The sequence below is a fragment of the Desmonostoc muscorum LEGE 12446 genome (assembly GCF_015207005.2).
GTDB lineage: Bacteria > Cyanobacteriota > Cyanobacteriia > Cyanobacteriales > Nostocaceae > Nostoc > Nostoc muscorum.
Genome location: NZ_JADEXS020000001.1, coordinates 5,071,920 through 5,087,323, shown reverse-complemented (window position 1 = coordinate 5,087,323; position 15,404 = coordinate 5,071,920). Strand labels below are relative to the sequence as shown.

At 42.0% G+C, this 15,404-nt stretch carries 12 protein-coding genes; 6 read left to right on the top strand and 6 right to left on the bottom strand.

Annotated elements, in window-relative coordinates:
• Position 1 precedes the first annotated feature (1 nt).
• From IQ276_RS21725 to IQ276_RS21705, 5 genes are all read right to left on the bottom strand, one after another.
• Positions 2-712, bottom strand: coding sequence for a response regulator transcription factor (locus tag IQ276_RS21725; protein WP_190881841.1), 711 nt, complete (start codon positions 710-712; stop codon positions 2-4).
• A 210-nt stretch (positions 713-922) separates the two neighbouring features.
• Positions 923-1,618: a LabA-like NYN domain-containing protein gene (locus tag IQ276_RS21720; RefSeq protein ID WP_190881840.1), complete on the bottom strand. Its 696-nt coding sequence runs from the start codon at positions 1,616-1,618 to the stop codon at positions 923-925.
• A gap of 613 nt (positions 1,619-2,231) precedes the next feature.
• A complete protein-coding gene (locus IQ276_RS21715; RefSeq protein ID WP_193915505.1) occupies positions 2,232-3,311 on the bottom strand; it encodes a fatty acid desaturase in 1,080 nt (359 codons plus the stop codon).
• 497 nt (positions 3,312-3,808) lie between these two features.
• On the bottom strand, positions 3,809-4,861 hold the full coding sequence (locus IQ276_RS21710; RefSeq protein WP_193915508.1) for a fatty acid desaturase: 1,053 nt from the start codon (positions 4,859-4,861) through the stop codon (positions 3,809-3,811).
• 234 nt (positions 4,862-5,095) lie between these two features.
• The gene (locus IQ276_RS21705; RefSeq protein WP_193915511.1) at positions 5,096-5,917 is read right to left on the bottom strand and encodes an acyl-CoA desaturase; all 822 of its coding nucleotides are present in this window, start codon (positions 5,915-5,917) and stop codon (positions 5,096-5,098) included.
• Between the two features lie 85 nt (positions 5,918-6,002).
• Here IQ276_RS21705 and IQ276_RS21700 point away from each other — a divergent pair, with 85 nt between their 5' ends.
• Positions 6,003-7,235 (top strand): methionine gamma-lyase family protein, encoded by a 1,233-nt coding sequence (locus tag IQ276_RS21700; RefSeq protein ID WP_193915514.1) that lies wholly within the window; start codon positions 6,003-6,005, stop codon positions 7,233-7,235.
• A gap of 179 nt (positions 7,236-7,414) precedes the next feature.
• Here IQ276_RS21700 and IQ276_RS21695 read toward each other — a convergent pair whose 3' ends face one another.
• Positions 7,415-8,608: a Coenzyme F420 hydrogenase/dehydrogenase, beta subunit C-terminal domain gene (locus tag IQ276_RS21695; protein WP_193915517.1), complete on the bottom strand. Its 1,194-nt coding sequence runs from the start codon at positions 8,606-8,608 to the stop codon at positions 7,415-7,417.
• 9 nt (positions 8,609-8,617) lie between these two features.
• On the opposite strand from IQ276_RS21695, the gene IQ276_RS21690 reads away from it, so the two are divergent.
• The 5 genes from IQ276_RS21690 (at position 8,618) to IQ276_RS21670 (ending at position 15,378) form a co-directional block, all read left to right on the top strand.
• A complete protein-coding gene (locus tag IQ276_RS21690) occupies positions 8,618-8,827 on the top strand; it encodes a type II toxin-antitoxin system HicB family antitoxin (RefSeq protein ID WP_228042965.1) in 210 nt (69 codons plus the stop codon).
• Positions 8,828-9,207: 380 nt separating this feature from the next.
• Positions 9,208-9,606, top strand: coding sequence for a hypothetical protein (locus IQ276_RS21685; RefSeq protein WP_193915519.1), 399 nt, complete (start codon positions 9,208-9,210; stop codon positions 9,604-9,606).
• A 138-nt stretch (positions 9,607-9,744) separates the two neighbouring features.
• Positions 9,745-11,529 carry a DnaJ domain-containing protein gene (locus IQ276_RS21680; protein ID WP_193915522.1) on the top strand — a complete coding sequence of 595 codons (1,785 nt, stop codon included), beginning with the start codon at positions 9,745-9,747 and terminating at the stop codon, positions 11,527-11,529.
• Positions 11,530-12,314: 785 nt separating this feature from the next.
• Positions 12,315-13,769 (top strand): glycoside hydrolase 100 family protein, encoded by a 1,455-nt coding sequence (locus tag IQ276_RS21675; protein ID WP_193915529.1) that lies wholly within the window; start codon positions 12,315-12,317, stop codon positions 13,767-13,769.
• Positions 13,770-13,920: 151 nt separating this feature from the next.
• Positions 13,921-15,378: a 16S rRNA (cytosine(967)-C(5))-methyltransferase gene (locus tag IQ276_RS21670; protein ID WP_235115861.1), complete on the top strand. Its 1,458-nt coding sequence runs from the start codon at positions 13,921-13,923 to the stop codon at positions 15,376-15,378.
• Positions 15,379-15,404: the final 26 nt, after the last annotated feature.

The window sequence follows — 15,404 nt, the reverse complement described above, 5'->3', positions numbered from 1 at the left end:
CTTACGCTATTGGCGAGTCTTCAAATTTATAGCCAACCCCAACAACAGTTTTAATAAAAGTGGGATTTGCCGGATCAGGCTCAATCTTTTTTCGCAACCGAGCTACATGAGTATCCACCACGCGTTCATCACCAAAAAAGTTATCTCCCCAAAGTTTGTCAATTAGTTGCGTGCGGTTCCAAACTCGGCCAGGATTGCTGACAAAGGTAGTTAGCAAATTGAATTCTAGGGTAGTTAAGTCCAGAATTTCTGGTTGCTGGGAATTGATCTGGCGACTAGCAGTGCGCTGATCTACGTCTACTATAAAGTGTTGGGTACGATTGACTTGATGCTGTCCCCCTTGGCGGAGACTACGCCGCAATAGCGCCCGTACCCTGGCTACCAACTCTCTGGGGCTAAAGGGTTTAACCATGTAATCATCAGCACCAGTAGATAAGCCAATGACGCGATCGATTTCTTCGCCTTTAGCAGTAAGCATCAAAATGTAAGGATCTTTTGCACCTGGTTTCTGGCGAATTCTGGCACAAACTTCCAGCCCATCTAAACCAGGAATCATTAAATCTAAAATGATTAAATCAGGTGGTTGTTCCTGAAACATCCGTAAAGCATTCATGCCATCACGACTAATACGGCAGAAAAATCCTTCTTTTTCTAAAGAAAGTTGGATTAAATGAGCAATTTCTGGTTCATCTTCAACTATTAAAATATCCATCCTAAAATACGCAAATTTAAAAAGATGCGGGGAGTGGGGAATGGGGAGTTGGGAGTAGGTAAAATGAGGTAGATAAATGAGTATTATAACTGGATGAATCTGGCTTAGAGATGGCAGTCTTCAAGCCAATGCTTCAAGTTCTAACTCTCCCCTCATCGCTCTTATCTTCCCCATTCCCCACTCCCCACTCCCTACTCTCAACTCCCCATATTAGAGGTTTGAATTTGTCGGGGTTCGGTAACTATAGCCAAGATTAGAGTCTTTTTGAATGTGTGCTTTAATACTATCTAGGTCAATAAAGCAGTCAGCAACATCAATTAAGCTTTCGCTAGTTGTCGTTTGTAGACTAACAACTTCCACTCTAACCCCCATTCTGCTGACAGCATTCACAGCATAAGCTAGATCTCCGTCGCCACTGACTAATACCGCAGTATCATAGTAAGGGGCTAAAGTGATCATGTCTACAGCAATTTCTACGTTCAAGTTTGATTTTTTGAAATTATCTGCTGACACAACGAGATCTTTTGCCACTACACGATAGCCATTACGACGCATCCACAGTAGAAAACCCTGTTGCTTCTCATTAGTGATATCAACCCCAGTATAGAAAAAAGCACGTAACAGTCTTGAACCATTGGTTAAATGACAAAGCAATTTAACATAGTCAATTTCGATGCCGAGTTGTAAAGCTGTATGAAATAGGCTTAAGCCATCAATAAAAATAGCAACTCGACCACGATTCAAGGTATTCAAAATGGAACTATCAGGTGCAGTATCTCGCATCTTGGTATCTTTACCTTTGACAGCAGTATCGCTCAAGTTTTGTCCTTGCCAATGCGGTTTAGCTTTGAGTACTTTAGGTTCATTTAATTCATTTCTTTGTTTGCTAAAATTAGTTATAATCATTGATACCTCTGAATTTAAAATCTGAAAAGGGTTTTAGCTAAATTGTCTATAGTATAGTCTCTGTTGATTTATAACCCTAGCAGCAAATTGACTGAAGTCACTACATGCAAATAAACTTAACTCATCCTGAATAGAGTCTAAAGTACTTGAAGCAAAAGTTTTTCGCTGGTGTTAGGGTTGATGTAACGAGATATCACCTCCGATCGCCAATATGCTAGTCTTTAGCCACCACCACTACAAGAGTTGGAAGAAAAATATCTTCCTGTGAGGGTAGAACCTTGAATCAGGGATACTTGGGTGTCATTGAGCTATTTTTATTTTACCTCTGTATTTTAATGACCTAATACCCAGGAAAATTTATGAATATTTTTTCGATGAGATTTACTGCAAGCGGGACGCTAAAATTTTAACAGAGTTTGCAGTACTAATAATGTAATCTGCGATCGCCCGCAGAAGAGAAGTTATATTAAGCTATTTGCCTAATCTTTAATGCAATTTTTATAAAAATTCATCTTCATCAGAGAGTTATCAGTGGTTAGTAGTAAAAAACCACTAACAACTGACAACTTAATACAAGATTTGAGACTTGTTTAATAAGTCGCAAATCTCAAACTTAGCCTTTAGCTAACTTGTTGTTGGATGTGTAGTAAACCTTACTTCCAGTATCAGGTACAAAATGACAGTTCACACAGGAATTCCATAATGATTTCCAAATTGGTTCCTCTGATTTGTGGAAATACTCACCCATCACTGGTTTTATCGCCTCAGTCGCCTTCAGCAAATTGTAGTGGGGGATGTTAAGGAATATGTGGTGAGCAACATGAGTACCAATATCATGGTGGATATGATTAATCAAACCATAATCACGGTCAATACTCGAAATCGCACCTTTTAAAAAAGTCCAATCGTCTCCACGATACCAGGGAAGGTCTGGTTCAGTGTGGTGCAAGAAGGTGACTAAATCAAGCCAAATTACGAACACGATGTAAGGTGCAGCGTAATACTTCAGCAACCACATCCAACCCCATAGATAGGTAAGGAAGCCAAGCAAACCTACCATACCAATCAAAAGAACAGTGCTAGTGATGACATCCCATTTTTCTGATGGTTTAAACAGCGAACTGCTGGGTAAAAAGTGGGAGCCTTCTTTATTCGGAGAACGCTTGAATAAATACACAGGATAAGCCAACAGAAAAACATAATATCGACCTATCTTTTGTATCAGGGGCATCTCCTGATACTGTGATTCGCTTACAGGATACCAGCTTTCATCATTATCGATGTTACCAGTATTTTTGTGGTGAGTTCGATGGCTGATTCGCCAACCATGATAAGGAACAAGTATCGGTGTGTGAGAAAGATGTCCAATCAAATCATTTAGCCATTTATGCTTAGAAAAAGATTGGTGTCCGCAGTCATGTCCGACTACAAACAAAGCCCAAAACATCGTTCCTTGCATTAACCAAAAAATTGGAAAGAAAAACCAAGAATCCAGGTAGTAAGCAACCGCGTAAAGCAGACCAATAATCAGGATGTCACGAAAGAAGTAAAAAAGTGATTTTGTCACATTTGGCTGAAAGCATTCAGCAGGAATTGCAGCTTTTAAATCCTGAAGAGTAAAAGGCAGTTTGGTAGTATCCCCAGATGATTGATGATCGTGAGGATCGTTGAGCGTGATGATATTTGATTGCACTGGATTCTTTTGTTGAATATAAATCGGAACTTTATTTGAGGCAAGATAATCTTACCTACAGAAGGCAAAAGTAAAAAGTAAAAAGGCAAAAGCAAGATCAAGCCAATACTGATTTTTACTTTTTACTTTTTCACTAGTATGCCCACGATACTGATTTTCGTAACATCCAAGAGTAAATTTTCTGGCAATTTACCAAAACAGAATTCAGGACTCAGGAATCAGAATTCAGAATGAATTATGTACGACTAGCGTCTGAATAACCTGGTTTAAGACCCCCACGAAAATGAAAATTTGGTTTTCTTGAATCAGCGGCGGGTCTCAATTCCCCACTGAAAGCGTAGCGGTAGAGAGTCCGCAAGCGTCAAGATTGCTGAATTCTGAATTCTTCTTCAATCAACATTTTTAGTGAGTAAAGAATTGCCAGATTGTATTTAAACACACACAAAGATAAACGCTCTCGTTAGCTTTAGGAGCGTAAATAAAGTTTTCAACACCGTTTATCGTTCTGCGTAATATTCTTTGAAAGTCTTATAGCCGACATCAGTTGTGTACAGTTGACATTCGTCTGTAATCTGCTTCATTAAAGACCAAGAAAACTGACATTCATCATGCAGATAAGGCTTCCAATTTTCTTTGATGCTGCTGTAAGCTAGCCGCAAATTATAAGAAGGAATGGCGGTGGAAATATGATGAGGGACATGGACATTGATATCGTGGCAGAGGATTTCTACCCAGCGGGGATAATCGCAATGAACAGTGCCAAATAGTTGAGCTAGAGCCTCATTCCACTTGTTTGCTGTCACAAAAGGAACATCTGAGGCAGTATGGTGAACGATGGTAAAAGTACTCATCCAAAAATGGTAGACCAACCAGGGCACTAGCCAAAACTTGACAAATCCCCAAATACCTGTAGTGGCGATCAGGGCTGGGAAAGCGATCGCAGCAAATAATACTACCACACCTACAGAAAGCTTGATGCTCGATTGGTCTTTTGTTTTGAAATTCCGCCAATCAAAATGCACAACTGCCCAATGTCCAATGGAACCTACCCACCAGAAGCGTTTGCGAATGAACAACTCAAAAGCAGACTGTCGGGTTTTATCCCAACGTTCAAACACTTCTGGTCTGATTGGATGCCAAGCGTTGTCCTCATCCAGCTTGTTGGTATGAGTATGGTGATAATTATGCTTAATGCGCCAACTGTGAAAAGGATAAATTAGCGGCATCAGAAAAAAGTGTCCTACCAAATCATTTACCCAACGGCGTTTGGCAAATGACCTGTGGCCACAATCATGAGCAATTACAAAAAAACCTGTTAAAGCAGTACCTGTAAAAACCCAAGCTAGGGGCAAAAGAAACCAAGGAGTAATGGTCAGACAGTAGTAGCCCAAAGCAACCGCCAAGACACTCAGTATTACTTGTGTCCAAGCCTTGCGACGGCTTTGCACAAAACATTCCCGTGGCAGGGTTTTGACAATATCTTTGAGCCTGAAGTCGGAATTCCCAGACTCGTCAGTTAATTTCTGGCTGTTAATTATTGATGTAGTCATGAACACCTGAAATACAACAAACTCCTCCACCAAGTCATCAAAAAATAACTTGCCGCAAAGTTGCTTAACATTAGCGTTTCGGATTATAGCAACCTAACCTATACAAGCGCACCCGTAAATAGCTTTTTCAAAAGTTAGGAGTTAGAAGTGATGAGTTATGAGTTAAAAAAAGTAGACATTATAACCGGAGGCGGAACGTCTCCGGCTCCGCTCATAACTCCTAACTCCTAACTCCTAACTAATTTTCGTTGGAGCCAACTTCACATTGGTCGCTAGACCAACTGCTTGCAGCAATTGAATTGTCATCCAAGTTAAATCAATTTCCCACCATTGCAGCCCGTGGCGAGCTGAGTATTGAAAAGCATGGTGATTATTATGCCAGCCTTCACCAAAAACTAGTACAGCTACCCACCAGCAGTTAGTTGAGCGATCGCCAGAATCATGGCTTTGATACCCAAATTTGTGAGTAGCGCTGTTTACCAACCAAGTGCAGTGGTAAACCCAGATAATGCGAACAAAAATTCCCCAAACAACAAATGACCAGCCACCCAGAAGCAAAAGCAATATGCCCAGAGCAATCTGAAGCAAAATGAAATATTTTTCTAAAAACTGATAAACTGGGTCTTCGGCTATGTCTTTGGTGAAACGAGGAACTTGATCGTGAGTGGGACAATAATGAATCAGCCAACCCATGTGGCTCCACCAGAAGCCTTTATTAGAATCATGGGGATCACCCTCAGTATCTGAGTGTAAATGATGTATACGATGTGTCCCTACCCACTCGATTGGTCCTCCTTGACAGGCGAGTGTCCCGAAAAACACCAAAACATACTCCAGCCATTTGGGAGTCTGAAAACTGCGGTGGGTGACAAGGCGGTGAAATCCCAGAGTAATGCCTAAACCACCACTCACCCAGTACAGCAACAAACCCACACCAACTGCTGTCCAGCTAAAGTTACCAGGAACAAAGGCAAACAGCGCACCGATGTGCAGACTAATGAAAAACAGGGTATTAACCCAGTTGATTTGAGGTTTAGTTGAAGTAGCAATTGTCATGCAGTAACCTGAATTGGAATTGTTCGGCCGAATTTGCGCGATTTGAAAATCCGCATACTTATAATTTTTTGTGAACGAGGAACTAATGAACAGCTTGGAACAGCTGCGGCAAGCAGAACATGCACTGTTAGAAATTTTTTCTGGTATTGACACTCAGGTCAAGCATAATCTAAAACGAGTGCTGGATGCCTTTCGTAATCACCGTGTGGGCGCACACCACTTTGCCGGTGTAAGTGGTTATGGTCACGATGATTTAGGGCGAGAAACTTTAGATCGAGTTTTTGCCGAAGTTATGGGTTCCGAAGCAGCAGCTGTGCGAGTGCAGTTTGTTTCGGGAACTCATGCGATCGCTTGCGCTTTGTTTGGGGTACTCCGTCCTGGAGATGAAATGGTAGCAGTAGTTGGTTCTCCTTACGATACGCTGGAAGAAGTCATTGGTTTACGGGGTCAAGGTCAAGGCTCCCTTATCGAGTTTGGCATAAAATACCGCCAATTGGAGCTAACCCCCGAAGGAACTATAGATTGGCAAGCTTTAAGTACTAGCGTGGCTGATAACACGCGTTTAGTATTAATTCAGCGTTCTTGTGGCTATTCTTGGCGTCCGAGTTTATCAATTGCTGATATTGAAAAAATTATCCATTTGGTAAAACAGCAAAACCCTAACACCGTTTGCTTTGTGGATAATTGCTACGGCGAATTCATCGAAACCAGGGAACCCACAGCCGTAGGTGCTGATTTAATTGCGGGGTCATTGATTAAAAATCCTGGTGGTACCATTGTTAGCGCTGGTGGTTATGTCGCCGGTCGCGGCGATTTAGTGGAAGCCGCCGCCTGTCGCCTCACTGCTCCCGGTATCGGTAGTTATGGCGGTGCTACCTTTGACCAAAATCGGTTGTTGTTCCAAGGACTATTTCTCGCACCGCAGATGGTGGGAGAGGCGATGAAAGGGACATATTTAACTGGTTATGTATTTGATCAACTTGGTTATCCAGTGAATCCCGCACCTCTAGCGCCGCGGAAAGATGTGATTCAGGCAATTAAACTGGGTTCTGCCGAAAAGCTAATTGCTTTCTGTAAAGCCATACAACAGCATTCTCCCATCGGTTCTTACTTAGACCCCGTTCCAGATGAAATGCCGGGGTATGAGAGCCAGGTAGTGATGGCTGGGGGGACATTTATTGAGGGGAGTACTTTGGAATTGTCCGCGGATGGACCAATGCGCGAGCCGTATGTGGTTTATTGCCAAGGGGGGACTCATTGGACTCATGTGGCGATCGCATTGGAGGCGGCGATCGATGCAGTGGGTAGGGCTGGGTGAGGATTAGACATCTCCAGAAATTAATTCTGTGTTACCTGAAATCCTTGTAGAGACGTAGCAGTGCTACGTCTCTACTCTTTCTGCGTGAGACATTTCTTATTTGCTACCCTAAATATATGCAAATACTTGAAATTTCTCCCCTCCAAAATCCAAAATTTAAAATCTAAAATTTGTTGATATTACTCCGGTAACTCATACTGCCCAACAATACGCTTAGCATACTCCGGAACATGCTCCTCTAACTTCTCCGGGTGATTCCGCTTCACATACAAATAATTCCGAGTAAAGTGAGAATCAATGGAAAACCGCGCATACTCCAAACCCTTAGGGCCAATTTTCTCAATCACCACACCCATCAGTTTTGCAGCCCACATCGGCAGAGTTACCCCTTTATCGTAGGCGGGAATACTTTGTTGTACAGCTTCCTTACGATTCCCTTTGGACATCACCGGCTGAGTATCTAACTGGTCTTTTACTAAATCCAGCATTTCCTTACCAGTGTCATTTCTAACTAGAATCCACTGCCAACCGAAGGGTGCGCCCATGTAGCCGACGACTAAATCTGCTAGGGAGTTAACGTAATCAAAGCAACTCATACAAGATGGGGCAAAGACATCTTTGAGTTTATTAGTCTTCAAGCCAAAGAAAGGTACGGTTTCTGTTGAGCCATCTTCATGTTTGAAGTGAACCCGGAAGTCTTGCATGAATTCGTAATGTACGACTGTCTGGGGCGATCGGCTAGTAGTTTCTAAGAATTTTTGCAGTCCCGCGCGATTAACATTATCTACGCAAGGCGTACCCAAAACATACAACTTTTCCAAACCAAGTTGTTTTTCTACAGCTCGTAGCGCCTGAATTTGGCAACCAACACCAATTACTAATAGCCGCTTCATCCCCGATTTTTCTATCTGTTCCAATACAGAAAGATTAGGTGAAAGTGTTGGTTTATTTACTCTGGCTGCGAGTATTTCTTCTGGGGTGCGGGCGATGATGGGCATGGGTTGAAAGCGGTCTTCTTTGGTGTTTTGGACGCAGACAACACCTTCAACTAAGCCGCGATTAAGCATTTCAATAGCAATGCTGCTAACAATACCCGTCCATTGTGCGCCTTCGATTGGTTGCTGTTTGCGTGCCGCCATCATGTCTTGATGAACACCAAAGTATAGCTCATCAGGATTATCGAGATCGCGCGATCGCCTATGCGCTTGTTCCTCAAGTTCACCTATTTGCTGATTAATAAAAGCGCAGGCTTCCTTGACATAATGAATATAGTATGTATCGCACAATCCGCACTCGCTACAAAGTTCTTTCGCAGGGCGACGGCTAGTAGGTTTTAAGGCTCTGGCTTTTTTGTGAGGAGAAACTGAGGTCATATAAATTTTTTGTTTTATCCAGGAATCGCTTTTATTACAATACCTTTACTGGCTATGAACTTGGCGATCGAGATTGAACAAGAAGAAGATGGACGCTTCCTAGCTGAAGTAATTGGTTTTCTAGGTGTAATAGCTTATGGGCAGACACGAGAAGAAGCAGTTGCTAGAGTTCAAGCATTGGCATTGCGTGTTTTGGCAGATAAGCCCAAGCATGGGTAAGTAACGCCAAATTAAGTTACCTAAGTACAACTTTGCGTAAAATCGTAATGTTTTTAAACGCAGAGGGACGCAAAGTAAACGCAAAGTAACGCAGAGTTTTGCCTAATTTAATGTCATGGAAAGTGCGAGACTAGATCCCCTATTTATTTTAAGAAATTGAGTCTTTCAATACCAATGCTACTAACAATCCCTGTTTATTGTCCGCCTGTGAGCGCCTTCTGTTTCCACACTTGAAGATAGCGAAAGGTTACACTTTACACAAAATTTAAGAACAGAATGCAATATTTAGTTGAATGTAACGAGGCTGTAACAAGGTTACATAGCTTAAGTTTTAAGTAATCTCAAATCGAGAGTTACATTAAGATTTCAACAAAAATCAAATGCAAAACTTATTTCAAAGTGCTAAACGTTTAATTTCCGTGTGCCTAGTTACATTACTCATTGTGACTACCACTCTGATAACTTTCCCATCTCCAGCAAGAGCAGATGTAATCATTTTCCAGTGCAACTCAGATTGTGGCTCATTTACAACAGGAGTTCTTTCAGGTAGTGCAGTAACGCTTGCTGCTACTGGACAGACTGGAACTCTAGTAGAAGCGGCAGCAGCAATTGGACAAGTAGCTATGACAACGGCAGCTCCATTAGCAGCAGCATCAGCAGCAGTGGTAGCAGCAGCGCCAATATTAGTTCCAGTAGCAGCCACGGCGGCAGTTGGTTATGGTGCGTACCGTATGTGGGAAAGTTTCGGACAAAACAATACTAAAGATTACGAAAGATAGCGTTAGCTGTTATTTTAACTGGATAAACCAAAGTCTCATTAATGAGCATTTCTAGTCCTTCCGTTAGTTCACGGGAGGATTTAACTTTTGCAAAACCGTCATATGTGGTCAAGCTGAATATTTAAAGAGAACAATTTAATGACACAAAACTCTAAAACAGGTGCAGCATTCATCGTCGGCGGAACCATAGCAGGTGCTGGTGTTTCCGCAACGGTAGGCGAGATGGGATTAGCCGGAGGATTTGGTGCAGTTGGGATTGGGACAACTCCTGTAGTTGGTGCTGGTGCTGTGGTTGGTGCAGCGGCTTATGGTGTTTTCAAAGCCATAGCAGAGGGAGATGCTGCTGCTTTTGGTGCAATGGGAATTGGTGCAGTCGGCGGTGCTGGTGTTTATAGCGTTGTCGGTGGTATGGGTTTAGTCGCACCGAAAGTAGGGCTGGCATTTGGTATTGGTGCAGTACCGATGGCGGGAGTTGGTGCAGTGGTGGGACTCGCTGCCTATGGTATTACTAAGTTGTTAGATGGATCTGAATTTAGCGAAACTCCAGCACAGCTTTTTGAGCGAATGGAAGAAAGAGTCTTGAAGATGGACTACTATTCCTCAGCAGTGATGGAATTAGAAGCATTTTTATCCGGTGAGGATCTCAACCAGAAATTTGCTGCTTTGGAAGTTGAGGATGAGTTACAAGCACTGAAGGCTGAATTAAAGAAGAAATCAGAATTTGTTACTCCTAAATCTTCTAGTGGCAATATTGAACCAGAAATAAAATCTCTGACAAGGCAGTTACCTGAAAGCTGGAGATGTGTACGCACACTCAAGGGTCACTTAGCGGCAGTTAATGCGATCGCCCTGAGTCCTGATGGTACCACCTTAGTCAGTGCCAGTGATGATAGACAAGTTAATCTGTGGAGCTTGAAAACAGGAAAATGGCTTTACACTTTCTCTGGACAAGCAGAGGCAGTTTTATCTGTTGCTATCAGCCCCGATGGACAACAAATTGCAAGTGGCAGTGTTGACCGCAAAATCAGCACTTGGCAGATGGACACAATAAAATTTATTCAAACATTATTTTATTTAAATTCTCCCTACAGCCATAATGGCTTTGTTAATTCAGTTGCCTATAGCCCTGATGGCAAAATCCTAGTTAGTGGTAGTGCTGATAAAACTATTAGAATTTGGGGACGCTACACAAGAACAGTAAAACGCACCTTGAATGGACACTCAGATGCAGTTTTATCTGTCGCCATCAGTCCCGACGGCACAACTCTTGCAAGTGGCAGTGTTGATAAAACTATCAGACTTTGGGATTTAAAAACTTGGCAACAGCGGTGTATTCTCACTGAACATTTGGCAGCAGTGAATACAGTTGCCATTAGTCTTGATAGTCAAACTCTTATTAGTGGTAGCACAGACACCACAATTAAACTCTGGAATCTACATACTGGAGAATTACTCAGCACTTTAGTTGGACACTCAACGGCAGTTTTGTCTGTTGCTATCAGTCCCGATAGAAAAACCGTCGCTAGTGCCAGCCGAGACGGTACGATTAAACTTTGGAATCTACACACTGGAAAACTACTACAAACTATTTCTGGATGTAGCCCCGTTGCTTTCAGTCCTGATGGTAAGACGCTGATAAGTGGCGGTAATGGTGGGAGCATCAAAATTTGGAGTCAAATACAAAGCTTGAATAATTTGACACTCGACACTGTACTATCAGGAGAATGGTGGGAAATATTAGGCGTAAATCAAATTGATGATGCCAATTTTGTCAAACTTACCTATCGTCGATTAGCCAGATTGTATCATCCTGATGTCAACACTTGTGCGAATGCAAAAGCCTCAATGCAAGCAATTAATCAAGCTTATAAAGAATTTCAGCAGCAATTGAACACTGAAAATTATATAAATTTTGATAAATAAGCTACCAACTGAATTAAGCTGACAGCATGATGTCTAATGACAACCGACTCGGTGTCTACGTACCTCTCCCCTTTCTATGTCCGCCTCGTGCATAAGACTTACAGGACATTTCAAGTTGGTAAAGTATACAATCTAAGTCTCAAATACTCGCGTCAAGACTGTTTTAATTCTGAATTCTGCTGTAAATCTTAGTTCTGTTTACTTTGCTTTTTTTCGCTTTACTTCCACAAGCACTTTATATCATCTGTAAATAGGGTAAAATACATAGCCCTTCAGAAGTATTGACATATTAAATTTTTTGACCATTCATCTTGCATATTATGACAAAACGTTATAAATTATTATGTTATAGGGGAATAATCTGACTTCCTAGTGTCAAAAACTAATCCTAATTAAGTAAAGATACTGTAACTAGTTTTAACTTCATGCAAACCTTAAACAGCACTGAAGATATGTTTTTGTTTGGTAAAGCAAAGATTCCGGACATGAAAACGGAAGCATAAATAATCTAAAAATATATCTTATGTGACTGTTTGAGAAATTAAATTACTGCTTGCGGTGAAGAACAATAATCGTAATTGACCAAAAGAATAATTGATTAAAAGCAAATGAACTCTTAAGAAAGTTGCATAGATATCAGCAGCTTTATTCCTGATTATTTGATAATTTTGCTAAATTATATTTGCTATTCAAAAATGTGTTTTTGTTATGCTGAAAATAGCAAGCCCTAATTAATGAAGACGCATCTACCACAAATTCACAATCCAAATGGAGTTATTCTGGCGATGCACCTAAACGAATTAAAATCTACTGAAAATTCAAAAGAAGTAGCAGAAGCGTGGGAAGCACTAGAAAAAACAATTATCTACTATCAAGGACGCCCCGTTGGTACAGTAGCCGCTTATGATTTATCTGTAGAGGCTCTTAATTATGACCAGTGTTTTATCCGAGATTTTGTATCTTCGGCTCTAATTTTTTTGATCAAAGGTAGAGCAGATATTGTTCGCAATTTCTTAGAAGAAACCTTAAAGTTACAGCCCAAAGAAAGAGCCTTAGATGCCTATAAACCTGGTCGAGGATTAATTCCAGCTAGCTTTAAAGTGCTTTCTGAAAATGGGCAAGAATATCTAGAAGCGGATTTTGGCGAACATGCGATCGCCAGAGTCACACCAGTTGATTCTTGTCTATGGTGGATTATTTTGCTGCGTGCTTATGTCGTCGCCACAGAAGATTTTTCTCTAGCCCATCAACCTGAATTCCAAAATGGTATCAGGTTAATCATGGAGATTTGTTTGGCGAATCGTTTTGATATGTACCCAACGCTATTGGTTCCAGATGGCGCTTGTATGATTGACCGTCGTATGGGTATCTATGGGCATCCTTTAGAACTGCAAGTTCTGTTTTACACAGCCTTGCGTGCATCTCGTGAACTGCTAATTTGTCAAGGTAATCAAGATATTGTCGTCGCAATTGATAATCGCTTGCCTCTTTTATGCGCTCACATTCGTCAACATTATTGGATAGATATTAATCGTCTGAATGCAATTTATCGCTTCAAAAGTGAAGAATACGGTAAAGCTGCTGTCAATTTATTCAATATATATGTAGACTCCATTCCCTATGATAAATTAGACAAATGGCTCCCTAAAAAAGGCGGTTATCTTGCAGGTAATGTTGGTCCGTCACAGTTAGATACTCGCTTCTTTGCGGTAGGAAACTTGATGGCAATCATTTCTGACTTAGCTACTGAAGAACAGTCACAAGCAATTATGACTCTCATTGAGAAACGATGGGAAGATTTGGTGGGAGATATGCCGATGAAAATCTGTTTTCCAGCTTTAGAAAATGAAGAATACAAAATTGTGACCGGATGTGACCCGAAAAATATACCTTGGTCGTATCACAATGCAGGTAGTTGGCCAGTCTTAATGTGGATGTTGGCAGCTGCGGCGATAAAAACCAACAAAACAAGTCTTGCACAAAGAGCAATGGAAATTGCCCAAGCACGCCTGTGTGGAGATGAATGGCCAGAGTATTACGACGGTAAGAAGGGACGACTGATTGGTAAACAAGCTAGGAAATATCAAACTTGGACAATTACTGGGTTCTTATTAGCAAAAGAACTGATGGCAAACCCCAGTTATTTACCATTAATTAGCTTTGGTAAATTACCAGCAGAAGTGGTTTCTAGAGCATGTGAATTTGAAATCGCCAGTGTAGACCCGTATATGCCTCGATAGGAAGAGACGCGATTCATCGCGTCTGTACAAGAGTGATTGAATTTTGGATTTTAGATTTTTTCTTCAATCCAAAATCCAAAATTCAAAATCTAAAATCGGCAGACTGAGGGGGTAGAATACAAAAGCCTCGTGACTCCTGATTTGTGTTTACATGACAAATGCCCGTCAACTAGCTTTTATTGCCCTGCGAGATGTTCACAAGGGGGCTTATGTTGATGTTGCCCTAGATAGAGTGCTGCAAAAAGTTAATTTGCCTGATAGCGATCGCCGCCTAGTGACAGAATTAGTTTATGGCAGTGTCAGAAGGCAACGCACCCTAGATACTCTCATTGACCAACTCGCCCAAAAGAAATCTCACCAACAACCAAAAGACCTCCGCACCATCCTACATCTAGGCTTATACCAACTCCGCTATCAAGAGCGTATTCCCGCTTCAGCTGCTGTTAACACCACCGTCGAACTAGCTAAAGAAAACGGTTTTTCCGGACTCACGGGTTTTGTTAATGGCTTATTACGCCAGTATCTCAGAAAAGCAGAGGGGCAGAGGGGCAGAGGGGCAGAGGAGCAGAGGGGTAGGGGGGCAGAGGGGAAAGATTCTTTGTTGCTCCCCCAGTCCCCAGTCCCCAGTCCCCAGTCCCCAGTTCCCCATTTTGACCCGCTACAACTCCCAGAAAACCCAGTGGAACGCCTGGGTATTTTACACAGTTTTCCTGACTGGATTATTCAGGTTTGGTTAGAACAACTGGGTTTAGTCGAGACAGAACAACTATGTGAATGGATGAACCAGTCACCAACAATCGATTTGCGTATCAACCCACTTCGCACTTCAATTGAGGAAGTTGAGGCGGCATTCCAATCTGCTGGTGTTTTGGTGAGGCGGGTTCGTCATTTGCCCCAAGCGTTACGATTAATTGGTAGTGCTGGGTCAATTCAAAAATTACCTGGTTTCCGAGAAGGTTGGTGGACTGTACAAGATAGCAGTGCCCAGTTAGTAGGTCATTTGCTTGACCCCCAACCGGGCGAGGTGGTGATTGATGCTTGTGCTGCACCAGGAGGTAAAACAACTCACATCGCTGAGTTAATGCAAGATAAAGGGAAAATTTGGGCTTGCGATCGCACTTCTTCTCGTCTTCGCAAACTTCAAGAAAATTCTCAACGCCTAAATTTAAAATCTATTCAAATTTGTACTGGCGACAGCCGCCATTTTACGCAATTTCACAACACCGCAGACCGCGTATTACTTGATGCTCCATGTTCTGGCTTGGGAACTATGCACCGTCACGCTGATGCTCGTTGGCGACAGACACCAGAATCTGTCCGGGAACTTTCTACGCTTCAGAAAGAACTTTTATCACATATATCGACTTTTGTCAAGCCTGGTGGTGTACTAGTTTATGCCACCTGTACACTGCATCCAGCAGAAAACGAAGAAGCGATCGCAGCATTTTTAGCTGAGTCGCCTGATTGGCAAATTGAGTCTCCCAGCAGCCTTGAGTTCCTTGATTCTGCACGTACTACAGCTGAAGGCTGGTTCAAAGTCTGGCCTCATCGAGAGGACATGGATGGCTTTTTTATGGTGCGCTTAAGAAAAACCAATAATTCCGAGTGAATACTGTTTGGGATTGTACGATTTGG